Source organism: Enterococcus sp. 3G6_DIV0642, from assembly GCF_002140635.1.
GTDB classification, from domain to species: domain Bacteria; phylum Bacillota; class Bacilli; order Lactobacillales; family Enterococcaceae; genus Enterococcus_D; species Enterococcus_D casseliflavus.
The window spans coordinates 2,999,195-3,024,346 of the sequence record NZ_NGLH01000001.1 but is presented as its reverse complement, the minus strand read 5'-3'; the positions used below and the strand labels follow the sequence as shown (position 1 = coordinate 3,024,346).

The following is a 25,152-nucleotide window of genomic DNA, read 5'->3' as shown; positions in this document are numbered from 1 at the left end:
ATAGAAATGGAGAAGCATATGATTGAGACACTTTTACGGCAAATGACGTTGAAAGAAAAAATCGGCCAGCTGAATCAGCGTCTGTATGGTTGGGAAGTTTATGAAAAAACTAACGGAAAAATTATGTTGACTGAAACCTTTAAAAAAGAAGTAGCTCGTTTTGGCAGTCTTGGCTGGATCTACGGCGTGTTTCGGGCTGATCCTTGGTCAGGTAGAAATCAGCAAACAGGCCTGACGACCGCGGAGTCCTATGAGCTATCCCTTATGATTCAAACTTATTTGCAGGAGCACACTCGGTTGGGGATTCCAGCCTTTCTCAGTGAAGAGTGTCCCCACGGGCACCAAGGTTTGGAAGCCACGACATTTCCGGTCAATTTTAGTGTCGGTTCTAGTTGGAATCCCGACCTGTATCAAGCGGCCCAAACTATCACTGCTCAAGAGATTCGAGCAAAAGGGGCCCATGTCGGCTTAGTTTCCGCATTGGACATTACTAGAGATCCGCGTTGGGGACGAACTGAAGAATGTTTCAGTGAAGATCCATTTTTAACCAGCAGCTTTACCAAAGCGGCCGTCAGAGGATTGCAAGGATCAAAAACAACGATAGAAAAACAGAACGTTTTAGCGGTGTTGAAGCATTTTGCTGCCCAAGGTGCAGGAATGGGGGGGCACAATGCAGGACCAGTGGCGATCGGTGATCGGGAATTCCGTGAAATTCATCTGCCACCAATGAAAGCGGGGATTGCTGCTGGGGCTTTGGGGTGTATGGCTGCATACAATGATCTAGATGGCGTTCCTTGCCATGCCAATGCGTATTTGCTGCAAGATGTTTTAAGAGAAGAAAGTGGCTTTGCGGGAATCGTTATGGCTGATGGGTGTGGGTTGGATCGGATTGCTGACTGGCTGGGAAGTCGCTCGCAAGCAGCCGCCAAATCCTTGACCAGCGGTGTAGATGTTAGTTTATGGGACGAAGTTTTCCCTGTATTGGAAGAAGCTGTCCTTGACGGATTGATTGCGGAAACGGTTATCGACGAGGCGGTCCGGCGTGTGCTTCTTTTGAAAGAAAAACTTGGCTTGTTTAAAGAAGCAACGCCCCACGTTTCATTGCCAGACAAAGAAAAGGCCCGACAAGCTTCCTTAAAATTAGCAGAAGAATCCGTCGTCTTACTAGAAAACAATGGCATTTTGCCTTTGAAGAAAACGCGACAAAAAATTGCTGTCATTGGTCCTCACGTTAAACAGCTGTATCATCAGCTGGGGGATTATACCCCATTTAAGGAGGAAGCAATGTGTATGACTCTTTGGGAAGGGTTGACCAAATTAAATACGCATCAAGTGGATTTCGCCTACGAAAAAGGCTGCGAAATCGCCAATGGAACAACGGCGCAACGACGGCAGGCTTGTCAGATCGCAGAAGACGCTGATGTCATCTTAGTGACGATTGGTGGCTCCAGTGCCCGTGATTTCACAACGGATTTTGACAAGAACGGCGCCGCCTTAAGGGGATCTCAGGAAATGACCAGCGGAGAAAACATCGACTTAGCTACCCTCGATTTGCCGCAATGCCAGTTGGATTTACTGTTTGCGTTGAAGAAGAGGAAAAAGCCGCTGATTGGGATCGTGATTTCTGGACGACCGCATTGCTTAGCTCCGTTGAAAGAAGTATTCGATGGACTGCTTTACGCTGGCTATCCCGGCCAATATGGAGGGGAAGCGATTGCTCGGATTCTTTTTGGCGAAACGGTTCCTAGTGGGAAATTAGCAGTTTCTATTCCTGATACGGTTGGACAGCTGCCAGTCTGTTATAATTATCGCAACACAGCGTTTCAAAAAGACTACCTCGATCAAAACGGCGCACCAGTATATTCTTTTGGTTATGGTCTTAGTTATGCCTCTTTTACTTGCAGCGCGGTTTCGGCTGAATATGCAGGTGAAGGCATTATCGTTAGCGGCACACTCGAAAATCATTCTGCAGTTTCTGGCAAAGAAGTCATTCAATGTTATCTAAAAGAGTACACAAAAGCATATGTGCCGAGAAAAAAAGTCCTGTGTGGCTTTCAAAAAGTATGGGTGCCTAATCAAGGGCAAGTAGCTTTTCAACTCGTGATCGATGAAGCATCATTGCAGCAGCTGGCAATTTCTTTGAAAGATACTGCATCGTTTTGTCTGGAAGTCGAAACAGCAGGTCAGCAGTATCGATTTTTATTTCAACGATCCAACCCTGACCGTACGTGGCAGGTAACTCAGAAAGGAGCAAAAGAATGATTCACTTTCCAAAAAACTTTTTATGGGGAGCGGCCGCGTCAGCACCGCAAACCGAGGGGGCTGCGGCTGTTGACGGCAAAAGTCCCTCTACATGGGACAAATGGTTTGAGTTAGAGCCGTCACGCTTTTACGATGGTGTCGGACCAAGCGACACTTCAAATACCTACTATCAATACCGTGAAGACGTGGCAAACATGAAGGCCATGAACTTAAATTCCTATCGGACATCGATTGCATGGACCCGCTTATTACCAGACGGAAAAACATTGAATCAGACGGCAGTAAAGTTTTATCGGGCATATTTTCAGGAAATGCTGGATCAAGGCATCGAACCGATCATTAATTTGTTTCATTTTGACATGCCTTGGTGGCTGATGGAGAAAGGAGGCTGGGAAGCCAGGGAATCCGTTGACCATTTTGCATTTTATGCAAAAACTGCTTTTGAACAATTCGGCGATTTAGTGAAAAAATGGGCGACCTTTAATGAACCATTGGTGCATATTGAATGTGGGTATTACGGAGATGCTCATTGGCCGCAAGTGCGTGATTTCAAGCGGGCGATCCAAGTGGGGTATCATACTTTGCTAGCTCATGCGAAGGCAGTTGCTGAGTTTCGTAAACTCGCACTTCCTGATGGAGAAATCTGTATCATCTTGAATTTGTCACCTGTTTATCCAAAAAGCCAAGAAGCGGCTGATCGAGAAGCCGCTGAATGGGCGGACCTCTTGTATATTCGCAGTTTTTTGGACTGTGTCGTTTATGGACAATTTCCTGAAAAACTAACGAGCTTGTTCAAGGAGCATCAATTGACCCCTGAATATGAGGCAGCAGATGCGGAAATTTTTCGTGAAAATACCGTAGATTTTATCGGTTGCAATTATTATCAACCGTTGCGGATCCAAGCGCCCCTTCCGCAGAATGCAGCATCCCATCCCTTTGAGCCGCGTCAGTTGTTTCGTGGGTACGATTGGCCAGAGAAAAAAATCAATCCTCATCGTGGCTGGGAAATCTATCCAGAAGGGATCTACGATATTGCGATGCGTCTGAAGAATGACTATCAAAACATGCCATGGTTTATTTCCGAAAATGGCATGGGGGTGTCAGAGGAAGAACGGTTCATGGACGCCACGGGACAGGTCAATGATACGTACCGGATTACCTTTGTTGAAGACCATTTGCGTCAGCTGCATCGCGCGATCGAAGATGGGTCACCTTGTTTCGGCTACCATATGTGGACCTTTATGGATTGCTGGAGCTGGTTGAACGCTTATAAAAACCGCTATGGTTTTTATCGAGTAGATTTGAAGAATAACTTCGAGCGTTATCCCAAAGCATCCAGTTTTTGGTTGGCAGAAGTAGCTGCTAAAAATGCCATTGATTGATCAAAGTGTCCGATTAGAAGCAAAAATACCGCAGGAACATGTTCCTGCGGATTTCTTTTGGGTATGAACATTTTACAAATACTTCTCACGAAAATCAGCGATGGCTTGGCGTGACGCATAGATATTTCGTGCCAACTTTTCATTTTTACTTAAAAAGACATAGAAAAGGACATCGACCGCCAATAGGTGGGCGATGATTGAATTGGTAGCGGCACTCCGCTGGTTGGCTTCTTTGGAACGGGACACTTGTAGGGGAACATCCGCCAACTTCGTCAACGGGTTGCTGCCAAAGCGGGTGAGTGACAGGATCGGAACGCCAAGATTTTTAGCGATTTCGGCTAAGTGAACCATCTCAGGCGTGTGTCCACTGTTGGAAATGACCCAGACCAGACTTTTTTTCTCGTTTTTGACAAGTTGCGGCAACAAGAGATTGTAGTCATTTTCAAACACGACGATCTTGCCTAAACGAGTCCATTTTTGTTGGATATCTTGTGCGATCAATGAGGAAGCACCGATCCCGCAGACAAAGATGCGTTCACGAGTCGCGATCAGTTCAGCGGCAGCCAACATCAGCTGTTCTTCTAATAATTGAGCCGTCTCATTCATAGTCACCTGGGCATTGTGGCTCAATTTTGAGGTGATGGCATGAAAGGGCTCGTTTAATTCAACATCGGCATAGCCTAAATGCTCATTGGCATTGTGGCGCAAGCCGGATTCGGCAGATAATTGTATTTTTAAATCTGTCAAACTAGCAAAGCCGGTTTTTTTCGCAAAACGGACAACGGTTGGTGCACTGATCCCAGTGGCTTCTGCTAATTGACTCGCAGTCATCGACGGCACTTTTTCAGGATTGGCCTCCATGAATGCGAAGAGTTTCTTCTCAGAAAGCGATAATTCATTTTTCATGCTCTCGATTCGGGAAAGAACGCTCATCCTTACACTTCCTTTAGATAGAGTAGTATCCTAAGTATAACATAAGTTTTGGAGGAGCTTTCAAAAGAAACGAAAAGAATAGGTAGATAAACTTGCTTTTTTACTTAGAATCAAGTAAAGTAATTACGTGTGAAAAGCACAGTACCTGTTACTTGGTTTAACGAATCACCAACGTTTTACTCAGTCGCAGGGGAAAAAGAAAAAGAGGTGAAAAACATGGCAATTTCAAAAGAACGCAAAAACGAAATCATCAAAAAATTTGCACGTCATGAAGGAGATACTGGTTCTCCAGAAGTTCAAATCGCTGTTTTAACAGAAGAAATCAACCATTTGAACGAACATGCACGTATGCACAAAAAAGACCACCATTCATACCGTGGGTTGATGAAAAAAGTTGGACATCGTCGTAACTTATTGGCTTACCTACGTCAAAAAGACGTACAACGTTACCGCGAATTAATCCAAGCTTTAGGATTACGTCGTTAATCAAACAAAGAAAAGTGAGGTTCAACCCGAATCTCACTTTTTTGCTATGAATCACTGCGACTGGGCGGCGCAAGCCGCACAGAGCAGATGATGAATAGTACTAGGCGAGAGCAGCGAGCGTAGTGACCAAGCAGCGGAATCACTGCGACTGCATTGTCGGCTAAAACAGCTGATGCAGTCTGACAGGTGATCTCGAGCCATCTAAAAAGTGAAACACCGAAATAGCGGCCTTTTGACTGGTGAATCAAAAAGCGCAGCCAAAAAGAATTTTGGGTCCTTGTAAGCAGCATCCTACTAACCAAATGAAAGCAGCGGAACGACATTCCGATTTTTTCATTTGTTTAGTAGTGACTTGCTGGGATCCGATGAAAAGGAGCAGAACATGACAGAAAAACAAGTATTCAAAACAACTTGGGGCGGCCGCCCATTAGAAGTAGAAGTTGGCCAATTAGCCAAGCAAGCAAACGGAGCTGTATTGGTTCGTTATGGCGACACGGTTGTCCTAAGTGCAGCGGTTGCATCTAAGGAAGCAAAAGATACCGACTTTTTCCCATTAACGATCAATTACGAAGAAAAAATGTATGCCGTAGGGAAAGTACCTGGTGGCTTTATCAAACGTGAAGGACGTCCAAGTACGGAAGCAACATTGACTGCCCGCTTGATCGACCGTCCGATCCGTCCAATGTTTGCGGAAGGCTTCCGTAACGAAGTACAAGTTACAAACATCGTAATGAGTGTTGAACAAGATTGTACGCCAGCAATGGCAGCAATGTTAGGTTCTTCTTTAGCGTTATCTATTTCAGATATCCCGTTTGACGGACCGATCGCTGGTGTCGATGTCGGTCGGGTCAATGGCGAATATGTCTTGAATCCAACAGTAGAACAAGCAGAACAAACTGATATCGAATTGACAGTAGCTGGAACGAAAAAAGCCATCAACATGGTTGAATCAGGAGCGAAAGAAGTTTCTGAAGAAGACATGTTAGGTGCGTTATTATTCGGTTTTGATGCTATCAAAGAATTGGTTGCCTTCCAAGAAGAAGTTGTCGCAGCTGTGGGCAAACCAAAAATGGAAGTCAAATTGTTACAAGTAGATGCTGACTTGAAAAAAGAAATTTTCGACGGCTACTACCAAACAATGAAAACTGCTGTTATGACGGAAGAAAAATTGGCTCGTGAAGACGAGATCGATAAAGTCAAAGACACAGTGAAAGAAGTATATGCAGAAAAATTTGCTGGACATGAAGAGGAAGCACAATTCTTGAAAGAAGTGAAACAAATCGCAGAAGATCTTGAAAAAGATGTGGTACGCGAATTGATCACCATCGACAAGATTCGTCCGGATGGCCGTCAATTAGACGAAATCCGTCCATTGGCATCAGAAGTTGGCTTATTGCCACGTGTTCATGGTTCTGGTCTATTTACTCGGGGACAAACTCAAGCATTGTCTGCTTGTACGTTGGCACCTTTAGGTGAACACCAAATCATTGATGGATTAGGGGTTGAAGAATCAAAACGATTCATCCACCATTACAACTTCCCTCAATTTTCTGTTGGTTCGACTGGTCGTGCTGGCTCACCAGGGCGTCGTGAAATCGGTCATGGTGCATTAGGCGAACGTGCCTTAGCACAAGTGATTCCTGATGAAACAGACTTCCCTTACACAATCCGTCTTGTTGCAGAAGTATTAGAATCAAATGGTTCTTCTTCTCAAGCAAGTATTTGTGCAGGAACCTTAGCATTGATGGATGCAGGGGTGCCAATCAAAGCACCAGTTGCAGGTATCGCAATGGGACTTGTATCTGATGGTGAAAACTACACGATCTTAACGGATATCCAAGGCTTAGAAGATCACCTTGGCGATATGGACTTTAAAGTTGCTGGAACCAAAGATGGGATCACTGCGTTACAAATGGATATCAAGATCCAAGGAATCACTGAACAAATCTTGACAGAAGCATTAGATCAAGCGAAAAAAGCACGGATGGAAATCTTAAATGAATTGACATCAACATTGGCTGCTCCTCGTGAAGAGTTAAGCCAATACGCACCGAAGATCGAAATGATCCAAATCGATCCTGCGAAGATCAAAGATGTAATCGGTAAAGGCGGCGACACCATCAATGGCATCATTGATGAAACTGGCGTGAAAATCGATATCGATCAAGACGGAAAAGTTTCGATTGCTTCTGCTGATGCAGAAATGATCCAAAAAGCCATCAAGATCATTGAAGAATTGACGAAAGAAGTAAAAGTTGGCGAAGTGTACCTTGGGAAAGTTGTCCGTATTGAAAAATTCGGTGCGTTTGTCAACTTGATCAAAGGCAAAGACGGCTTAGTTCATATTTCACAACTTGCGAACGAACGGGTCAACAAAGTGGAAGACGTTGTCAAAGAAGGCGACGAAATCTTAGTGAAGGTTACAGAAATCGACAAACAAGGTCGTGTGAACCTTTCAAGAAAAGCACTATTGAACGAAGACAAAGCAGAGAAAAAATAAGCTGCTACTTCTAAATCATAAGCAAAGTCTAGGAAACTGGACTTTGCTTTTTTTGTGTCTAAGTAGCAGCTCTTCAAGAGGGTCTTACTTGACAGGAGTTATTTTTTGCGTTACCGCGAAAAATAAGAGATAATTCAGAATATTGTCTTTGCTATGCAAGCAATAATTCTAAGATGTCAAACGCATCTTATTTAGGATAAGGAGTACGATATGAAACAAACATTTCCAACCGATTTTTTGTGGGGAGCATCGATTTCCGCGCACCAAACCGAAGGGGCGTATCAAACCGACGGTAAGGGGCTGAGTGTCCAAGATACTCGTCCAAGAGACAACCATGAGATCGCAGATTTTACAGTGGCTGTCGACCATTACCACCAGTACAAAGAGGATATCGCCTTGTTAGCAGAAATGGGGATCAAAATTTTCCGCTTTTCGATCGCTTGGTCGCGAATTTTTCCAGAAGGGCGCGGTACCGTCAATCAAAAAGGATTGGATCATTACAGCGATCTCATTGATGAATTGCTGAAACACGGGATTCAGCCCTTTGTGACGTTGAACCATTTTGACTTGCCGCAAGCATTGGAAGACGAAGGCGGCTGGACAAAACGCAGCACCGTTGAGGCATTTGCCGCATATGCCAAAACGCTGTTTACGGCCTATGGGGATCGAGTGACGCACTGGCTGACGATCAATGAACCAAATATCATGCTGCTGGTGGATCAAAAAATATTAGGGAAAAAGATTCCATTATCAGAAAAATACCAGCAATTTCATCACCTGATGATCGCTGAAAAATATGCCTTCGAAGCGTGTCATGAAATCGTTCCAAATGGCAAAATCGGACCGGTGCCAAATATTTCGTTGGTCTATGCGGCGACTAGTCGACCAGAAGACAACCAATCAGCGTTGTACTTCAACAGTGTCCGGAACTGGGCTTACCTTGATTTTGCCTGCTTCGGTCGTTACAACACGGTCTTTCAAGATTATTTGAACCAAAACGGGCTCACGATTGACTTTGGTCCGGAGGATGAGGCGTTGATGAAACGGGCTTTGCCTGACTTTGTCGCGATGAACTTCTACACCACGGTGACAGTGGAGCAGCCGACGGAAGCTGGGGACATGAAAAACGGCATCAGCGATCAGCAAAGTGAAGACATTATGGAACGTGGTTTTTACAAAGGGTTCACCAATACGTTCTTGAAGAAAAATGCCTTCAATTGGACCATCGATCCCTTGGGACTGAAAACGACGTTGCAGACTCTTTATGATCGTTACCACTTGCCGATCATCATTACCGAAAACGGCTTAGGGGCAGAAGATCATCTAGAAGCAGATGGCACGGTTCATGATCCGTACCGTATCGATTATTTGTCGCAGCATATCAGCCAATGCTTAGCCGCGATCAATGCTGGGGTGGATCTGATCGGATACAGTCCGTGGTCTGCCATTGATTTGATCAGTGTACATGAGGGGATTCGAAAACGGTATGGTTTTATTTACGTGGATCGCAATGATGCACAGGAAAAAGAACAAAAACGAGTGAGAAAAGACAGCTTTTATTGGTATCAAAAGCTGATTGAAGAAGGGGCGATCCCTTCGTTGGAGGAGTAACGATGACAAGTGTTTTTACCTTTTTAGAAACGCGTTTGATGCCGCCTTTGAATAAGTTGGCGAATTTACGCTTTATTCGCGCAATCATGCAAGCAGGGATTATTACGGTCCCTTTTACGATCGTCGGATCGATCTTTTTGATCATCAATAATTTACCGCAGATCATTCCACCACTGGCTGGCTTTTTCGAACAAACGATTTTACGATTTTCACCGCTTTATAGTGTCGTGACCACGATGTCTGTCGGCTCGATTGCTGTTTTTTATTGTTTAGCAACAGGGTATTATTTAACTGAGATTTATCATAAAGAAGATCATTTGACTATGAGCAGTTTTGTAGGGGCGTTATTAAGTTTGTTTGCCTTTTTAATGACGATCGTCCAAGTCGACATTACCGATGGGGCAGCTCAATTGCTGCAGTCAGACAGCGAAACTGCCATTGTTTACAATGGAATCGCCATAGGCGGTTGGATCACACGCTTTAGCGGGGTAGGCATCTTTATTGGGATTATCACCGCAGTGCTTGCTACGTCGGTCTATCGTTTTTGTGTAAGAAGAAAGATCACCATCCAGATGCCTGAAGGGGTTCCTGATGGAGTCAGCAAAGCATTTGCGTCATTGATCCCAGCGATTTTGATCGCCTTTTTGATGGTGGCGATCAACGGGGTACTGGCGGTTTTCCACACGGATCTTCACGGATTGCTGTCCAAACCATTTGAATTCGTGAAAGAGTTGACGGGTTCTTGGTTAGGAATCATCGTGATTATGCTCCTTATCCATCTCTTATGGGCAGTGGGGGTTCATGGGACGGCTGTTATTAAAAATAGTTTCATCAATCCCATCCTGTTGGTGGCTCTAACGGAAAATATCGATGGTGCCAATAATATTTTTGCTGGGGATTTCGTGAACATGTATATTTTTATGGGCGGCGCAGGCAGTACGCTTGGATTGGTTTTATTGATGCTGTTTGTGGCAAAATCACAACAGCTCAAAGTCTTAGGAAAAGCAGCGATCTTACCAGGGCTTTTTAATATCAATGAACCAGTGATCTTCGGGGCACCGATCGTCTACAATCCGTATTTGATCATCCCCTTTATCATAACCCCTTTGATCAACGTCACGATTGCTTACTTTGCTAGCTCATTTGGCTTTGTCGATAAAGTCATTACTGGCATTCCCTGGATCTCGCCAGTCGGAATTGGGGCGTTTTTAGGAACTGGCGGTGATTTCCGAGCCATCCTGATCGCTTTGATCAACTTAGGGGTTTCCATTCTCTGCTATTATCCATTCTTTAAGATGTACGATGGCAAACTCTACACGGAACAACTTGCCAATCACGCATAAATAGGAAAAAACAGCAAAACGCCCGTTGATGGACTTCTAGTGAAGTGCCAACAACGGGCGTTTTTTCTAATGCAAGTAGTGATCACGTATGCAAAGACTGTTGATACAAAACGCAATCATCACAATCTTTGCGAGTTGGTTTGGCTTGCTGGGGTGTTTCTTTGTGTAATGGCAAAAGCATACGCAACCCGTTTAAGATGACTAAGATCGTGCTTCCTTCATGACCCACGACCCCTAGAGGCAGCGTGAGAAATTCAAGGAAGTTTGAAGCAATCAGCAACAAGATGACACTGATAGAAAAGACGATGTTTTGTTTGATGATCCGCTGTAATTTTTTAGCCAAACGGTGACTGTCGACCAAGCGCAGCAAATCATTTTTCATCAAGACGATGTCCGCCACATCCATTGCGACGTCAGTTCCTTCGCCCATCGCGATTCCTACACTTGCGGTCGCTAAGGCGGGGGCATCATTGATCCCATCACCGACCATCGCATTGATTTTGTAGGTTTCTTTCATTTCTTTGATCCGAGTGGTTTTCTCATCAGGCAGGCAATCACTTTCGTAGTCAGACAAGCCGATTTCTGCTGCGATCACTTTAGCAGTACCTAAATGATCACCCGTCAGCATCGTCGTGTGAATCCCCTGCTCATTGAAGTAGGCAAGACTCTCACGAGCTTCAGGACGGGGCTGATCCAATAGCGCTAAATACCCTGCTAACACACGGTCACGATTGATATAAATCAAGGTTTTTCCAGCTGCTTTCAATTCGTGGATGCGAGTTTGCTCATTGGCAGCAACAGATGTTAGATCGACTTCTTTTCCAATCGTCCAATGGGCAGCTTGGTAAGTGGCGGCTAGACCGACCCCCGCTTGTTCTTCCACGGCTAATTCCAATGGCTTTTCATCGTGAAAATACGCCAAGATCGCTTCAGCCAATGGGTGATTTGATTGTTTTTCCATCCCGACGATCAGTTGGGGAATAAAGGGTTCATCCAGCAACAGATGGACATCAGTGACAGCAGGTTTGCCACGAGTCAGCGTTCCGGTTTTGTCAAAAGCGATCGCTTTGACATTGGCAAAGGCATCCAAGGCTTGTCCGCCTTTGCATAAAACGCCCAAACGAGCAGCGTGAGAAATGGCTGCTAAGGTCGCAGGAGTAGCAGAGGCGACTAAGGCACAAGGAGATGCCACCACCAGTAAGACCATGCCGCGATAAAAGCTTTCTTGGAACCCCCAATTCGTGAAAAACGTACACAAAACGATCATTAGCGGGACGGCGATCAAGACGATCGGCACATAGATCCGTTCGATTTTTTCAATCAGGGTCGCCGTTTGACTTGGCATTTGCTGTGCTTCTTCCACCAATTGAATGATTTTTGCAAAGCGGGTGTTTTCACTCGTTTGGGTAACTTCAATGTACAATGGCTGACCGAGGTTGATGGTTCCGCCAAATACTTCACTGCCCAAACGTTTCTCGACAGGAATGGATTCGCCACTGATGGCCGCCTCATCAACGCTGCTGTTTCCTTGGATCACGATACCGTCGATCGGGATCGCACTGCCTTTTGCCACCATAATCGTATCTTTTAACTGAAGGGCTTCCACTGGTACTTCGACGAGCTCTCCACTTTCAATCATTTTTAAGGCAGTCGTTGGTTGCAGTGCCATTAATGAACTAATTTCTCGCGTACTTTTGTTGGTCGTATATTCCTCAAGGGCACCGCTCAAACAAAAGATAAAGGTCAACATCGCCCCTTCAAACCAATGACCAATGATACAGGCACCAATGGCGGCTAATGCCATCAATAGATCGACGTTTAACCGTTTGTCGTGCACCAATTCTTGCGTGCCTTCCCAGGTTTGTTTCCAACCACCAGCAAGAATCGCTAACAGATAAGGGACAAAGCTATAAGGAATGGAAAAAGATGCCACAAGAAAGCCAGTTGCCATCAATAGCAAACAAGCGATCGTTGAAAAAACAGCCGACGATTCTGATTTACTCATAAGAAACGCCTCCTTTTGAATGTAGTCTAGGAATGAAAAACCGATCCTTTTCTCAAGAAATAATCGATTGTTCCTCCCTCAACTTGAGCATAGCACATTCGAAAACAAGATGGTAAAAAAACAACGTACCTGATAATGAAAGTGATTATCAAGTAGCGATTAAATAACGCTACTATCCAAATGATAAATGGAAACTTACTATTATAGAAAAAAGAACACAAAAAAAGCAGCACAATAAAAAACGAATTGTACTGCTTTTACTTATTTGATGTGGTAGTCAGCGATTGGATCTCTCAACGCAAACTATACTTTGCTAAGGGAATTTGACGTGCTTCACACCACTCTTTGACAGCGCCAGAAAAAATCAGCTGAACCTTGGTGAGGTCTTTAGTGCTTGTCTGTCCTGCCATTGTGTAGAGCAGCTGCAGCTGTTCCTTCCATGATTGTAAGGTGGCGATGGTTTCTTCTTTGCCTTTTGACAAAAGCAGCACGAGGATCGTGGCGGATAGTCCTACGCTATCCGCACCAAGGCAAAGTGCTTTGAAGATATCGTAAGCATCCCGAACGCCGCCTGAAGCGATGCGGGTAAAGGGCTGTTGGATCTCATTTGCTTCCAGCAAGGAAATCACGGTGGATTGGCCGAAGGTATCAAGATACGCCAATTCACGTTTTTTTCGACGAGCATTTTCGATTTGCGTAAAACTTGTGCCGCCGCTACCAGCAACATCAATCGTTTGTACGCCGATCGCCAGTAACTGCTGGATCGTTTCACGGGACATCCCAAAGCCGACTTCTTTGATGACAACCGGAACGGCAACGGAAGCAATCGTTTTTTCCAATAAGGACAGCCATTGGCTAAATTGACGATCGCCTTCGGGCATCACTAATTCTTGTGGTGCATTAAGATGGATCTGCAAGGCGTCGGCGCCAAACAGTTCTACTGCCCGTTGTGCATTTTCAACGGGACTGCCCGCACCAATATTGGCTAATAAGAAGCCGTCAGGATTGGCTTTGCGGACGATGCGGAAAGAATCGGCGACACTTGGGTCTTTTAAGGCAGCCGAAACGGAGCCGGTTGCCATCATCAAATCACAGGCTTGCGCGATCTCTGCTAACTCTTGATTGATTTTTAAGGTTTTTTCACTGCCGCCTGTCATGGCATTGATGAAAAAAGGGCTGGAAAATGAGCGGTCAAAGACAGTCGTCGTAATTGCCACATCAGCCACGTCAATTTGCGGAAAGGACTGGTGGACCAAGCGAACTGCATCAAAATCGTTGCTGTGTTCTTTATGAAACGCTTTTGCTAAGGAAACATGTTCATCTTTTCGATTCATGATAGGTCCTCCCGGTAATGGTAAACATGCAGCGGCAATGGGGTGATCTCGGCTTTTTCCCACGCACTCATCAATGGTAAAATACCGGTTTTCTGGTCAACGATCACGATGCCGCAATCGCCACCGCCGGCACCAGAAGATTTGGCTGCGCCACAATAATTTTCTGCTAGATCACAAAGCTTTTTAAGTGCGGGGGTTTCAATCGGTACACCAGTTAGTGCAGACAACTCTCGCAGGAGCTTTCGATTTTCCGTGATCATTTTTTTGATCGTGCGACTGTCTTCATTTAAGAAGCCGTCGATCAATCGATTGACGCAGTCTTTGCTGGCTGCTAAAAAGGCAGCATAGGCGTTTTCTTTTTCTTCTTTGGATTGATAGACTTGATCCACTAAATCAGAGGTGGAGGCAGGAGAGCCTGTCCAGCCAATCAGCAGTCGAAGAGATTTCGGAACCGTCAAGGGACGGATCGATAATCCTGGCCAATCGAAAGCGATCAATTCTGTTAAGGTATGGTCTTTTTGTTTGGCTAAGACCCAGTCGTGATCGAAGGTTGAAAAAGCGATCCAGCCGCCATAGCAAGAGGCCGCAATATCACCGCACGACCCATTGCCTTGAACAGCGAGATGGGCAAGAGCCGCAATTTTGAATTGGGTCAACCGATCCATTTCCATTTGATAGTACAGATTCAATGCTTTGACCGTGGCAACAGTCACGGCACCGCTGGAACCGAGGCCATATTTGCGACCATTCGAGTTATCCAGTTCACTGGTCACTTTTAAATCGTAAAAGGAAAGGGGGATGCCTTTTTCTTGGGCATATTTTTCCGTCAGACGAATGGCTGCCAAAATATAGTGGAACGGGTTATCCCGGTGGTCTAAGACTAATTCGCCTTTGCGACGCGTCCAGCGAATCGGCAGGTCGCTGTATTGGGCAGACTGGATGCTGCCGTTTTTACGGGCCTCTTCAACAGTGACCGTGATAAATTGGTCAACGGCAACGATGATTGCAGGATGACCAGGTTCGACAACGGCGTATTCACCAGCAATAAATAGTTTTCCAGGAACGGATAGTTCAATCATTTCGACACTCCTAATCGATGGCTTCTTAATGGCTTCTTAGTTGATAGGGGAAGATTCTTCCACCGGTAAAAAGGCTAATCCTTTGCCCGCATGAGCAGTTACTAATTGTTCTGAGGCAAAGTGAGCACTTAATTCACGTAAAATCGTTTGTTCTTCTTGTTTTTGGCATAAAACTTTGACATTGGGACCAGCATCCATCGTGAAATAGCAAGCCAATCCTTTTTTTCGCAGCATTCGGACACATTCCATGGCTCGCAAAGATTCAGAAGACCAATAAGTAAAAGGTGGTTCGGCGGCTAAGGTCGTTCCATGCATTTTCAAGGCGTTGGCCTCGGTCGTTTCACCTAAAGCAGTAAAGTCTTTTTCGGCAATCGCTTGTTTCATTTTCACGAGATCGCTCGCAGTGGCAGAAAGCCAGCCTGGATAAAAGCTAGAGGTTTCAACGGTTCGACGCATCCCCTCACGACTGGAAACTTCTTTGGCTTGTGCGTTGATCAAAATAAAGATCATACTCAATTCTTCTTCCCAGCCATTCGACGGCACTTGGGTGGCAAAAGAAGTCTCATCGGTGCCTTGATGCCATTCAGCAAAGCCACCGTAGATACTCCGACAAGCCGAACCAGAACCGCGACGGGCCAAACGGGATAGCTCTTGCTCCGACAAGTTTAAGTCCAGTGCTTCACTACAGGCACCCGCCAATGCCGCTAATCCGCTGGCAGAAGAGGCAAGTCCAGCAGCGGTTGGGACGAAGTTTTGACTTTCCACCGTGGCATACCACGGGCAGTCCGCTTTTTTTCGTACCAGATCCAAAAAGTCCGCAACTTTTTTTGTGGCAGCGTCTGTTTGCACCACGCCATCCAATGTAAAGCGATCTTGCGTAAAATCGGGTGAAAAAGCCACCGTTGTTTCTGTGTAAAAAGCATCGAGGGTCAGGGACAAACTATTGTTCATCGGTAAAATGAAGGTTTCGTCTTGTTTTCCCCAATACTTGATCAATGCGATATTCGTGTAGGCACGAGCCTTTCCCTTATACATGTTCATAAACTCCTAATCCTTGTATCCATGCCGCACGAGCGCCATCGGACAATAAAATACGGCTGATATTTTCAGCCTGTTCCTTCGTTTTGGTTAGTGCGATCATACAGCCGCCTCGGCCCCCGCCGGTCAGCTTCGCCCCATAAGCCCCGTGTGCCAATGCTGAGGAAACCAACTGATCCAGTTGCTGATTGCTGACCCCTAACTGCTGCAGTGCCTGATGGGCATTGTTCATGCTTTCGCCTAATATTTCTAATTGATTGGCTATGATGGCCTCTTTGGCTCTTTTGGTTTCGATCCCTAAACGCTGGATCGCTTGACTGGCCAGCTGCTTGCTGGTTTCAAAAAGATGGGCGACACTTTTGACAGCTTCTCTCGTTTGCCCTTTGATACCAGTATCAGCGACGAGCAAATAACCGTCGATCGTGAGGGGAAACGAAGTGATGGGATGTCCTTTGATAAAGTAAATGGCATCCGTCCCGCTAGCTGCTGCAGCATCGATCCCGCTAGGATTGCCGTGAGCGATTTTTTCAGAAAAGTTGACATAGGTCATCAATTCTTCTTTTGTAAAATCTTTTTTGATCCAATCAAAAAAAGCGCGAGTCAGTGCAACAGCGACCGCCGCGCTAGAACCCATTCCCCGTTCAGAAGGGATGGTGCTGACGATGGAGGTTGCAAAAGGACCCGTGTGGAAATCTTGTTGCAGACGATGCAGCAAGTCTTTGACATTTTTTAAGTGGCTGGGGACTTCTTCAAGTAGACCGTGATAGTAACTTGAAATCAAGGTGTTTGTTTCATTTGCTGTGATCTCGACTTGTACTTTTGCTCCCGCAAAAGGGAAAGCAATTGCTGGTTCACCGTAAACAACTGAATGTTCACCCATTAAGATGATTTTTCCTGTAGCTATGCCAGTACCAATTGACATTATTTTCCTCATTTCTCTAGGGAGCTTACCCCACATGATTCATTTATCGTTTGTCAGTCAATTGTAACTATCTCCTGACAAAAACACAATTTATTTAAAGATCCTTTCCTATTTTACTAGAAGAAGGCTCTTTCGTTAAGCATTCCGTATGAGATTTCAAAAAAAAGCAAAAATCTTTAAACTTTTATTGAAAAACTTCTTGATCTGTGCTTCAAAAGTTTCAGTTGACGGCACAAGATATAGTATTGTATAGTTGATATCGCAAGTGCAACATACAATATTTAGTGATGAGTGAGTTGGGGGATATGAGCGTGATCGTATTAGCAGGAACGATTGGTGCCGGTAAATCAAGTTTGACCGCATTGATCGCCAATCATTTTGGCAGCCAAGCCTTTTATGAATCGATCGATGACAATGAAGTGTTACCATTATTTTATGCAGATCCAAATAAATATGCGTTTTTACTGCAAATCTATTTCTTAAATAAACGATTTGAAAGTATCAAGCAAGCTATGAAAGACGACAATAACGTCTTGGACCGTTCCATTTATGAGGATTCACTGTTGTTCCATTTAAATGCGGACCTTGGGCGAGCAACCGATACCGAGGTCAAAGTCTATGATGAATTGTTAGCCAATATGTTGGAAGAGCTGCCGTATGCAGCCCACAAAAAGCATCCAGATCTTTTGGTGCATATTCGCGTTTCTTTTGAAACGATGCTAGAGCGTATTGAAAAACGTGGGCGGGAATATGAGCAGTTGACCTTTGATCCTTCGTTATACGACTACTACAAAGAGTTGAACAAACGCTACGATCAATGGTACGAAGAATACAATGAGAGTCCAAAGATCCAGATCGATGGCGATCAATTCAATTTTGTCGAAGACCCGCAAGCGGCACAGGCCGTTTTAACAATGGTGGAAGATGCTTTGAAAGACGCCCGCAAATAGCAATAGCCGATACAGCCAGAAAAGTCCTTTGATTGGGCTTCTGGCTGTTTTCTTTTATAATAGAAGAAAGCAAGAGTGGAGGATGGACTGTGGAAAACAAACATGTCTTTTATGATGGAAACTATGAATGGATTCAAGTCGACCAGCAAGACGCAAAAAGCGTGATGGCACTACAAAAACAATATCATCTGTCGGATGAGATGCTTACGTATTCTCTAGATAAAAACGAACGCGCACGAGTCGAATACGATGCCGAAGAAGAAGCATTGCTGCTGGTTTTCAACGTACCTCAGCAAGAAAAGCGAGACAATCATTTTGAGACCAGCCCAATGACGTTTATTTTAAAAAAGAAGCAGATCTTTACTTTTGCCTCCCATGATACCCGCTATGTGATTCCGATGATGGAGCGCTTGATCCTGCAAAAGCCGCAGCAAACACCGCTGCACTTTTTGTTTCAAAGCTTATTCTTGATTTCAGGCACGTTTTTTCCGCTAGTCGAAGAAGTCAATAGTGAACGGATTCGCTTGAATCAGCGACTACGGGAAAAAACCACCAATAAAAACCTGCTGCAAATGTCCGATTTGGAAGTCGGTTTAGTCTTTTTAGTGTCTGCCACGAAACAAAATGCGGTCCTCTTGGAGCAGATCAAAGCGTTATCCATTTATCGCTTGATGGATGATGACGAGCGGGAACAGCTGGATGATGCCCTGATCGAAGCCAAACAGGCAGTGGAAATGACGTTGCTGGCTTTTCAAATTTTAGAGCAACTATCTGGAACCTACAATAATCTGTTAAACAATAACTTGAATGATACCATGAAGTTTTTGACCGTTTGGTCCCTCTTGTTGACTGTGCCTTCCATCGTCACCAGTTTCTTTGGCATGAATGTTCCACTGCCTTTTACCAATAGTATTTTCGGTTGGGGGATTGCCTTATTGATCAGTTTAGTGTTATCCATCTGGATGTTGATTGCTTTATGGCGCAGAATTCGTTAATCGATCACCAAACCTAGACCGGCGGCGATGACCAAGGCTTGTTCTTGATCGACCGTTAGCCCCCGCAATTGTTCAAAGGACAACGCGATCTTTTGAAATTGATTGGTCCGAAAATCTAAAGTTGCTAATTTTGTGTGAAACCAGTTGCTATTGTTCAACTGGTTTTCTTGTAGCGTCAAGTGTTTCCAATCCATTTCATAAAACTCACTGTCGTTTAGTTGGCACTGACGAAACAGCATCGTCCGTAAATTGGTGTTGCTAAAAGAAGCAAAGTTTGCCACGCAATCTTCAAAGGTGCAGTCACGGAAATAGCTTTCCGCAAAATTGGTGCCAGTCAATTTGCACTGTTTAAAGTGAACCCGATGAAAGCTGGCGCCAAAACATTCCAGATTAGAAAAATCGCAATTCTCAAAAAGAACGTTTTGGCATTCCCATTGACTCAAGCGTGTTTTTTGCATCGTCACTTTCTTGAAATGACATTGCTTCAAGATGAGATTTTTGCAAGCATCATAGCTATAGTCACCGCCTTCGAAGAAAGCACCTTCGAAAAGCAGTTCTTCTTCTAAATAAAAATCCTGTGGCTCTAATGCCGACAATAAGGGCGGTAGTGGCAATACGATTTTTTTCTTCATCAAGATCCCATCCTATCTGTTTTTCTCTTCAGTATAACACGGCGAATCGCTGCCGCAATAGGTACGAAAAAGCAGTAGAATATTGTGAAATTTATTCAATCGGTTTGCAGAATGCTTTTATAACAAGGAAAATTCTTAGGTTTAAATACATAATTTCTCACAATCTTTTTGCTTGCAAGACGAAAATAATTTTGATATAGAAACTTAACCCGCTGAAAGTGACGTATATCAACGAAAAACTGTCATAAATTTTTAAAATCGCGAAAAAGTTGATAGTTTTCAAATTCACAAGCAAGCTATAATGACAATGTAAACAAAAGGAGGAAATTTTCCATGACAAAAACAGTTATTATCGGTGCAAACCACGCGGGGATTGCTGCTGCCAATACACTATTAGATAACTACAAAGACCAAGAGGTCGTAATGATCGACCGTAATACAAACTTAAGCTACCTAGGTTGTGGGACTGCTTTATGGGTTGGACGTCAAATCGATTCATACGAAGGCTTGTTCTATACAAAACGTGAAGATTTTGAAGCAAAAGGTGCAAAAATCCATATGGAAACAGTGGTTGACCATATCGATTTTGAGAAAAAAGAAGTGCACGCTGTAACCAATGACGGTGAAACGATCGTTGAATCTTATGATAAAGTTGTCATCGCAACTGGTTCTGTACCGATTTCACCAAAAGTACCTGGACGTGACTTGAAAAACATCCATTTCTTGAAAAAATTCCAAGATGGACAAACGGTTGATAAAGAGTTAGCCTCAGAAGACGTGAAAAACGTTGCCGTTATCGGTGCTGGTTACATCGGTGTTGAAATTGCGGAAGCAGCAAAACGCCGTGGTAAAAATGTGTTGCTTTTTGATGCAGCGACACGGGCATTGCCAAACTACTACGACAAATGGTTCACAGAAGATATGGACAAAAACTTAGCTGACAATGGCATTGAATTGCATTTCGGTGAATTAGCACGTGAATACAAAGGAACAGAGAAAGTAGAAGCAGTTGTAACAGACAACGGCGAATACCCAGTTGATCTAGTGATCAACGCGATCGGTTTCTTACCAAACAACGAGCTAGGCAAAGATCATTTGGAATTGTTTGCTAACGGCGCGTACTTAGTGGACCGCCATCAACGGACAAGCGATGCAGATGTTTACGCAGTCGGTGACTGTGCAACGGTGTACTCAAATGCTTTGCAGCAAACAACGTATATCGCATTAGCAACGAATGCCGTACGTTCAGGGATCGTCGCTGCCCATAATATCGGCGGAACGTCTCTAGAATCAACAGGTGTTCAAGGATCAAACGGGATTTCGATCTTCGGCTACAACATGGTTTCAACTGGCTTGTCAGTCGAAGCTGCCGAACGTAATGGCATGAAAGTGAAATACTCTGATTACGAAGATACCCAAAAACCAGGCTTCATGAAAGAAAATGCGACAGTTAAGATCCGCATCGTCTATGAAGAAGAAACACGCCGTATCGTTGGTGCACAAATGGCGTCACGTACATCTGAAATCGCAATGGGCATCCACATGTTCTCACTAGCGATCGAAGAAGGCGTAACGATCGACAAGATGAAGCTATTAGATATCTTCTTCTTGCCTCACTTCAACCAACCATACAACTACATCACGATGGCTGCATTGAAAGCAGAATAAGAAACGCGAAAGTCGGAGCGTATGCTCCGGCTTTTTTTGAAACAATCATGAAAACTGTTGACAATAAAAGAAAAAAGCAGTATACTATAAAAGTTGAGAAATAAAAGCAGAAGCACCCGCTTCTCGCCTGAGTGAAGATATCGCTGGGCAGAATAGGATTCCTACCATTTATTTGTGTGGAGTACGTGCGGGTTCGTGAAGAACTCGTTTTTTTATTGTCTGATTTCGAATCGACAAGCTTTTCTTTCTCTCAAAAAACTCGGAGGTGAATGACCATAGCAAAGGATATGATGGTAAACGACGGCATTCGTGCACGTGAATTGCGTTTGATTGATCAAAACGGCGAACAACTTGGTGTAAAGAGTAAAGCTGAAGCATTGCAAATTGCAGAACGAGCAAACCTTGATGTGGTATTGGTGGCACCAAATGCTAAGCCGCCAGTAGCAAGAATTATGGATTACGGGAAATTCCGCTTTGAGCAACAGAAAAAAGACCGTGAAGCTCGTAAGAAACAAAAAGTAATCAACATTAAAGAGGTTCGTTTAAGTCCAACGATCGACGTCAATGATTTCAACACAAAATTGCGTAATGCACGTAAATTCCTTGAAAAAGGGGACAAAGTGAAAGCTTCGATCCGTTTCAAAGGCCGTGCCATTACCCATAAAGAAATTGGTCAGAAAGTGTTAGATCGTTTGGCGGAAGAAACTGCTGATTTGGCAACTGTTGAGCAAAAGCCAAAAATGGATGGCCGCAGTATGTTCTTAGTATTAGCACCAAAAAACGATAAATAATGACTCACTGAGTTTCAGTTTAAAGTCAGATAACGAAAGATTTTGAGGAGGAAATTAGTTATGCCAAAACAAAAAACACACCGCGGATTAGCAAAACGCGTAAAACGCACTGGCGGCGGCGGATTGAAACGCTTCCGTGCCTTTACCAGTCACCGTTTCCACGGCAAAACAAAAAAACAACGTCGTCAATTGCGTAAAGCTTCAATGGTTTCAGCTGGCGATTACAAACGTATCCGTCAACAACTAGCACGCATGAAATAATTGCGTAACCCAAGCTTCACGTATACAAACAATTATCGATTTTCATATTAGGAGGAATTATACATGGCACGTGTTAAAGGTGGAACAGTAACTCGTAAACGTCGTAAAAAAGTGCTTAAATTAGCAAAAGGTTACTACGGTTCTAAACACACTCTATTTAAAACAGCAAAAGAACAAGTAATGAATTCATACAACTACGCATACCGCGATCGTCGTCAAAAGAAACGCGACTTCCGCAAATTGTGGATCGCTCGTATCAACGCAGCGGCTCGTATGAATGGCTTAAGCTACTCAAAATTGATGCACGGCTTGAAATTAGCTGAAATCGACATCAACCGCAAAATGTTAGCTGACTTGGCTGTAAACGATGCAACAGCATTTACTGCATTAGCTGACCAAGCAAAAGACGCTTTAAACAAATAATCCATCGTTGGCAACAACGTTAGCCCCGCTCTTGAGCGGGGTTTTTTGTTTTTTCTCGATGACCGAAGAATGGTTTCTCACTATCTTTCATATGTTTCTTTCCATTAAGCGAAAAATAGATTATACTTTTGAAAACGTTTGTTTTATTTATCTTACGATTTTTCCACGAACACTGCAGCAAAAGGAGCATACGATGGCAATTGATTTATGGCGGCATTTTAAAAAAGGATTGACGGTATATGTTGGGATTGGAATTGCGGTCTCATTTTTGAGTGCCGCGAATGTTTTTTATTTTCAAAAACTACTCGATTCATTTGGCAAGACACTTGATTGGCCAGTTGTTTTTATCTATGGGTTAACGCTAGTACTGGTACCGCTTTTGTCCTATCTCGAGCAGAAACCAAAAACAACATTGTACAACAGCATGTATTTCTATCTCAAAGAACAAGCTTTAGTAAAAATCAGCAAGATTGCCTATTCCGAGTACTTGCAGATCGGCTCTGGAGCACTCTTACAGAAAACCGAAGCGGGAGCAGCGGCTGGCAGAAATATCCATTTGAATTTTTATGGACGCTTGTTTAAAGAATTGCTTCCCGAAACACTGTTTAACTTAGCTTTTATTGCTATGATCGATAAAAGATTGATTCCGGCGATCCTTGTGGGCTATCTAGTGGTGTTTATCGTGACCAATCTGCTTTTGAAAGTTTTACGCTCTCTCAAAGAACGTGCGCTAGTTTCAGAAGAAACCATGAATAGCACCTTTATTCGCGGACTAACGGAAATGGTTACGTTTCGAATCAATAAACGGTTTGAAAAAGAGATCGCACAATATAAAAACATGGCTGCTGACACAACAGAACGTTTGACGAAAATGACGATGATCCATGAGTTTTTCTTTGGTTTTTTTGCAGTCTTAGTCGCATTGATCAAAGTCGCAATTGTGGTATTGGCATTTACAAATCAGATTACGGTCAGCTTGGGCGGTTTAGCAGCATTGATTATTTATGTGGATCGAATCTACACGCCTGTTGCAATATTTAACGTGATTTTTGTTCAATACAACTTAGATAAAGTTGCCTTTGCACGGTTAAACGAATTTTTCTATCTGTCAGAGGACAAAGCATTAACACAAGGCGATGCATTGTCTGAGACCATCAACTGCATCACAGTTAAGGATCTATCCGTCACACTTCAAGAAAAGCAAATCTTAACCAATAGCACACTGGAGCTGAAGCGGGGAGCAATTTATGGGTTAGTAGGAGAAAGCGGCGCGGGAAAATCAACGCTGGTCAAAACGATTTTAGGCTTGTATCAGCCGACGACCGGTGCGATCCTGATCAATCACAAAAATTTAGCTGCTTATAACTTAAATGATTTCTATGAGCATATCTTTTATCTATCGCAAGATGCCCCAATCTTCCAAGGAACGCTGAAAGAGAATATTATTTTTGATAAGGAAATCGCAGACGAGGAAATCATAGCGGTATTAGAAAAATGTCAATTAGGCGCATTCTATCAGGTACTCAAGAGAGGACTATCTGCTGAAATTGGAGAAAAAGGAGCCAACCTTTCTGGTGGGGAAAAACAGCGAATCGCTTTTGCCCGATTGTTTTTCTCAGACGCAGAAGTCATTGTTCTTGATGAAGCCACATCTGCTTTAGACGTAACAACAGAAGAAAAGCTTTTTGCAGCGATCAAAGACCAATTGAAAAATAAACTAGTCATTATGATCACCCATCGCCCGAAAAATTTGATTTATGTAGATGAGATCATTGAATTGAAAAAAACACAGGTTGTAGCGGCTTCATCATAAAAGCAGCTTCAACCTGTGTTTTGATCAGCGCATCAGTAAATGCGGCAGTGTACTAAGCCATGCGATGATGCCGACGATCAAGGTAAAGACCACGACGATGAATGCTGTTGAAAGGAAATCTTTTTTGACGTCGCGCTTTTTTCTAATGGCATCGAGGTCTTGATTTTCCATGAAGGCAACGATCTCTTTATACGTTTTGATATTTTGGGTTTTCTTGATTTTTTCGATCTTTAATGCGGCATACATGGAGACGAGCCAAAAACATAGAGGCGGGACAATCCACCAGTATCCGGGTAAATAAAGAGCAGGCCCAACAGAGAGTGCGGTCAATAGTATAAAAAGCAGCATCATTTTTGTGTAACGATCCATTTCTGTTTTCTCAATCGTTTCTTTCATTTGTTCAACATCCCCTTTGACTAATTCATCTAAAGAAACATCAAATAGAACACTGAGCAATAATAAATTGTGAACATCAGGATAGCTTTTTTCATTCTCCCAATTGGAGATCGTTTGTCGGGAGACATAGAGTTTTTCTGTCAGCCCTTCCTGAGAGAGACTTAATCGTTCCCGATGTTTTTTTATTTGTTTGCTTAAGTTCATTTTATCCGCTCCTTCTACCATTAGTTTAGGCCAATGTCTGCATTCTAACGATCAAATGTCTTTGACAATGCCTTGAAATCAAGTGTCAAAATGTTTTTACAGTTGGGTTTATGCTGTTTACACA

At 43.7% G+C, this 25,152-nt stretch carries 21 protein-coding genes and 1 other annotated feature; of the genes, 13 read left to right on the top strand and 8 right to left on the bottom strand.

Features of this window, described 5'->3' with window-relative positions; all coding sequences use genetic code 11:
* Positions 1–6: 6 nt before the first annotated feature.
* Positions 7–2,262, top strand: coding sequence for a glycoside hydrolase family 3 N-terminal domain-containing protein (locus A5878_RS14625; RefSeq protein ID WP_060791526.1), 2,256 nt, complete (start codon positions 7–9; stop codon positions 2,260–2,262).
* Positions 2,259–3,644: a glycoside hydrolase family 1 protein gene (locus A5878_RS14620; RefSeq protein ID WP_086295747.1), complete on the top strand. Its 1,386-nt coding sequence runs from the start codon at positions 2,259–2,261 to the stop codon at positions 3,642–3,644. Before A5878_RS14625 ends, A5878_RS14620 begins: the two co-directional genes overlap by 4 nt.
* A 72-nt stretch (positions 3,645–3,716) precedes the next feature.
* On the opposite strand, the gene A5878_RS14615 is transcribed toward A5878_RS14620, so the two are convergent.
* Positions 3,717–4,577 carry a MurR/RpiR family transcriptional regulator gene (locus tag A5878_RS14615; protein ID WP_005228070.1) on the bottom strand — a complete coding sequence of 287 codons (861 nt, stop codon included), beginning with the start codon at positions 4,575–4,577 and terminating at the stop codon, positions 3,717–3,719.
* Between the two features lie 216 nt (positions 4,578–4,793).
* Here A5878_RS14615 and rpsO point away from each other — a divergent pair, with 216 nt between their 5' ends.
* The 4 genes from rpsO to celB all read left to right on the top strand — a co-directional run bounded on the left by rpsO (position 4,794) and on the right by celB (position 10,517).
* Positions 4,794–5,063: a 30S ribosomal protein S15 gene (gene rpsO / locus A5878_RS14610; protein ID WP_060791524.1), complete on the top strand. Its 270-nt coding sequence runs from the start codon at positions 4,794–4,796 to the stop codon at positions 5,061–5,063.
* Between the two features lie 382 nt (positions 5,064–5,445).
* Positions 5,446–7,563 carry a polyribonucleotide nucleotidyltransferase gene (pnp, locus tag A5878_RS14605; protein WP_005231801.1) on the top strand — a complete coding sequence of 706 codons (2,118 nt, stop codon included), beginning with the start codon at positions 5,446–5,448 and terminating at the stop codon, positions 7,561–7,563.
* 210 nt (positions 7,564–7,773) lie between these two features.
* Entirely contained in the window at positions 7,774–9,174 is a 1,401-nt protein-coding gene (locus A5878_RS14600) for a glycoside hydrolase family 1 protein (protein WP_060791523.1), read from the top strand.
* A gap of 2 nt (positions 9,175–9,176) precedes the next feature.
* Positions 9,177–10,517, top strand: a complete 1,341-nt coding sequence (celB, locus tag A5878_RS14595; protein ID WP_060791522.1) for a PTS cellobiose transporter subunit IIC — start codon at positions 9,177–9,179, stop codon at positions 10,515–10,517.
* Between the two features lie 82 nt (positions 10,518–10,599).
* Here the strand turns inward: celB and A5878_RS14590 are convergent, their stop codons facing one another.
* The 5 genes from A5878_RS14590 to mvk all read right to left on the bottom strand — a co-directional run bounded on the left by A5878_RS14590 (position 10,600) and on the right by mvk (position 16,895).
* Entirely contained in the window at positions 10,600–12,522 is a 1,923-nt protein-coding gene (locus A5878_RS14590) for a heavy metal translocating P-type ATPase (protein ID WP_086295746.1), read from the bottom strand.
* A 293-nt stretch (positions 12,523–12,815) separates the two neighbouring features.
* The gene (fni, locus tag A5878_RS14585) at positions 12,816–13,856 is read right to left on the bottom strand and encodes a type 2 isopentenyl-diphosphate Delta-isomerase (protein WP_060791520.1); all 1,041 of its coding nucleotides are present in this window, start codon (positions 13,854–13,856) and stop codon (positions 12,816–12,818) included.
* Positions 13,853–14,935, bottom strand: coding sequence for a phosphomevalonate kinase (locus tag A5878_RS14580; protein WP_016609860.1), 1,083 nt, complete (start codon positions 14,933–14,935; stop codon positions 13,853–13,855). Before A5878_RS14580 ends, fni begins: the two co-directional genes overlap by 4 nt.
* Before the next feature lie 36 nt (positions 14,936–14,971).
* Positions 14,972–15,970, bottom strand: a complete 999-nt coding sequence (gene mvaD, locus A5878_RS14575) for a diphosphomevalonate decarboxylase (protein ID WP_060791519.1) — start codon at positions 15,968–15,970, stop codon at positions 14,972–14,974.
* Positions 15,963–16,895, bottom strand: a complete 933-nt coding sequence (gene mvk, locus A5878_RS14570; protein ID WP_015510390.1) for a mevalonate kinase — start codon at positions 16,893–16,895, stop codon at positions 15,963–15,965. Before mvk ends, mvaD begins: the two co-directional genes overlap by 8 nt.
* A 305-nt stretch (positions 16,896–17,200) precedes the next feature.
* Between mvk and A5878_RS14565 the strand changes: the two genes are divergently transcribed.
* On the top strand, positions 17,201–17,845 hold the full coding sequence (locus A5878_RS14565) for a deoxynucleoside kinase (RefSeq protein WP_010749130.1): 645 nt from the start codon (positions 17,201–17,203) through the stop codon (positions 17,843–17,845).
* 89 nt (positions 17,846–17,934) lie between these two features.
* Positions 17,935–18,840, top strand: coding sequence for a magnesium transporter CorA family protein (locus A5878_RS14560; protein ID WP_060791518.1), 906 nt, complete (start codon positions 17,935–17,937; stop codon positions 18,838–18,840).
* Here the strand turns inward: A5878_RS14560 and A5878_RS14555 are convergent.
* A complete protein-coding gene (locus A5878_RS14555) occupies positions 18,837–19,472 on the bottom strand; it encodes a pentapeptide repeat-containing protein (RefSeq protein ID WP_010749132.1) in 636 nt (211 codons plus the stop codon). The genes A5878_RS14560 and A5878_RS14555 overlap by 4 nt on opposite strands.
* 333 nt (positions 19,473–19,805) lie before the next feature.
* Between A5878_RS14555 and nox the strand changes: the two genes are divergently transcribed.
* The 5 genes from nox to A5878_RS14520 all read left to right on the top strand — a co-directional run bounded on the left by nox (position 19,806) and on the right by A5878_RS14520 (position 24,428).
* On the top strand, positions 19,806–21,140 hold the full coding sequence (gene nox, locus A5878_RS14540) for a H2O-forming NADH oxidase (RefSeq protein WP_005228102.1): 1,335 nt from the start codon (positions 19,806–19,808) through the stop codon (positions 21,138–21,140).
* A gap of 98 nt (positions 21,141–21,238) precedes the next feature.
* Positions 21,239–21,362: a sequence feature (ribosomal protein L20 leader region), on the top strand.
* Positions 21,363–21,409: 47 nt separating this feature from the next.
* Positions 21,410–21,931 carry a translation initiation factor IF-3 gene (gene infC, locus A5878_RS14535; RefSeq protein ID WP_005228103.1) on the top strand — a complete coding sequence of 174 codons (522 nt, stop codon included), beginning with the start codon at positions 21,410–21,412 and terminating at the stop codon, positions 21,929–21,931.
* 60 nt (positions 21,932–21,991) lie between these two features.
* On the top strand, positions 21,992–22,192 hold the full coding sequence (gene rpmI, locus A5878_RS14530) for a 50S ribosomal protein L35 (protein WP_003128650.1): 201 nt from the start codon (positions 21,992–21,994) through the stop codon (positions 22,190–22,192).
* A 63-nt stretch (positions 22,193–22,255) separates the two neighbouring features.
* A complete protein-coding gene (gene rplT, locus A5878_RS14525) occupies positions 22,256–22,615 on the top strand; it encodes a 50S ribosomal protein L20 (RefSeq protein ID WP_003128653.1) in 360 nt (119 codons plus the stop codon).
* A 193-nt stretch (positions 22,616–22,808) separates the two neighbouring features.
* On the top strand, positions 22,809–24,428 hold the full coding sequence (locus A5878_RS14520; protein ID WP_086295745.1) for an ABC transporter ATP-binding protein: 1,620 nt from the start codon (positions 22,809–22,811) through the stop codon (positions 24,426–24,428).
* Positions 24,429–24,452: 24 nt separating this feature from the next.
* Here A5878_RS14520 and A5878_RS14515 read toward each other — a convergent pair whose 3' ends face one another.
* Positions 24,453–25,028, bottom strand: a complete 576-nt coding sequence (locus A5878_RS14515; protein WP_060791499.1) for a helix-turn-helix transcriptional regulator — start codon at positions 25,026–25,028, stop codon at positions 24,453–24,455.
* Positions 25,029–25,152: the final 124 nt, after the last annotated feature.

Bases quoted from the DNA above. Each gene is read 5' to 3' on its own strand.
- A5878_RS14625 (WP_060791526.1), top strand. From the start codon at position 7: ATGGAGAAGCATATGATTGAGACACTTTTACGGCAAATGACGTTGAAA.
- A5878_RS14620 (WP_086295747.1), top strand. From the start codon at position 2,259: ATGATTCACTTTCCAAAAAACTTTTTATGGGGAGCGGCCGCGTCAGCA.
- A5878_RS14615 (WP_005228070.1), bottom strand. From the start codon at position 4,577: ATGAGCGTTCTTTCCCGAATCGAGAGCATGAAAAATGAATTATCGCTT.
- rpsO (WP_060791524.1), top strand. From the start codon at position 4,794: ATGGCAATTTCAAAAGAACGCAAAAACGAAATCATCAAAAAATTTGCA.
- pnp (WP_005231801.1), top strand. From the start codon at position 5,446: ATGACAGAAAAACAAGTATTCAAAACAACTTGGGGCGGCCGCCCATTA.
- A5878_RS14600 (WP_060791523.1), top strand. From the start codon at position 7,774: ATGAAACAAACATTTCCAACCGATTTTTTGTGGGGAGCATCGATTTCC.
- celB (WP_060791522.1), top strand. From the start codon at position 9,177: ATGACAAGTGTTTTTACCTTTTTAGAAACGCGTTTGATGCCGCCTTTG.
- A5878_RS14590 (WP_086295746.1), bottom strand. From the start codon at position 12,522: ATGAGTAAATCAGAATCGTCGGCTGTTTTTTCAACGATCGCTTGTTTG.
- fni (WP_060791520.1), bottom strand. From the start codon at position 13,856: ATGAATCGAAAAGATGAACATGTTTCCTTAGCAAAAGCGTTTCATAAA.
- A5878_RS14580 (WP_016609860.1), bottom strand. From the start codon at position 14,935: ATGATTGAACTATCCGTTCCTGGAAAACTATTTATTGCTGGTGAATAC.
- mvaD (WP_060791519.1), bottom strand. From the start codon at position 15,970: ATGTATAAGGGAAAGGCTCGTGCCTACACGAATATCGCATTGATCAAG.
- mvk (WP_015510390.1), bottom strand. From the start codon at position 16,895: ATGTCAATTGGTACTGGCATAGCTACAGGAAAAATCATCTTAATGGGT.
- A5878_RS14565 (WP_010749130.1), top strand. From the start codon at position 17,201: ATGAGCGTGATCGTATTAGCAGGAACGATTGGTGCCGGTAAATCAAGT.
- A5878_RS14555 (WP_010749132.1), bottom strand. From the start codon at position 19,472: ATGAAGAAAAAAATCGTATTGCCACTACCGCCCTTATTGTCGGCATTA.
- nox (WP_005228102.1), top strand. From the start codon at position 19,806: ATGACAAAAACAGTTATTATCGGTGCAAACCACGCGGGGATTGCTGCT.
- infC (WP_005228103.1), top strand. From the start codon at position 21,410: ATGACCATAGCAAAGGATATGATGGTAAACGACGGCATTCGTGCACGT.
- rpmI (WP_003128650.1), top strand. From the start codon at position 21,992: ATGCCAAAACAAAAAACACACCGCGGATTAGCAAAACGCGTAAAACGC.
- rplT (WP_003128653.1), top strand. From the start codon at position 22,256: ATGGCACGTGTTAAAGGTGGAACAGTAACTCGTAAACGTCGTAAAAAA.
- A5878_RS14520 (WP_086295745.1), top strand. From the start codon at position 22,809: ATGGCAATTGATTTATGGCGGCATTTTAAAAAAGGATTGACGGTATAT.
- A5878_RS14515 (WP_060791499.1), bottom strand. From the start codon at position 25,028: ATGAACTTAAGCAAACAAATAAAAAAACATCGGGAACGATTAAGTCTC.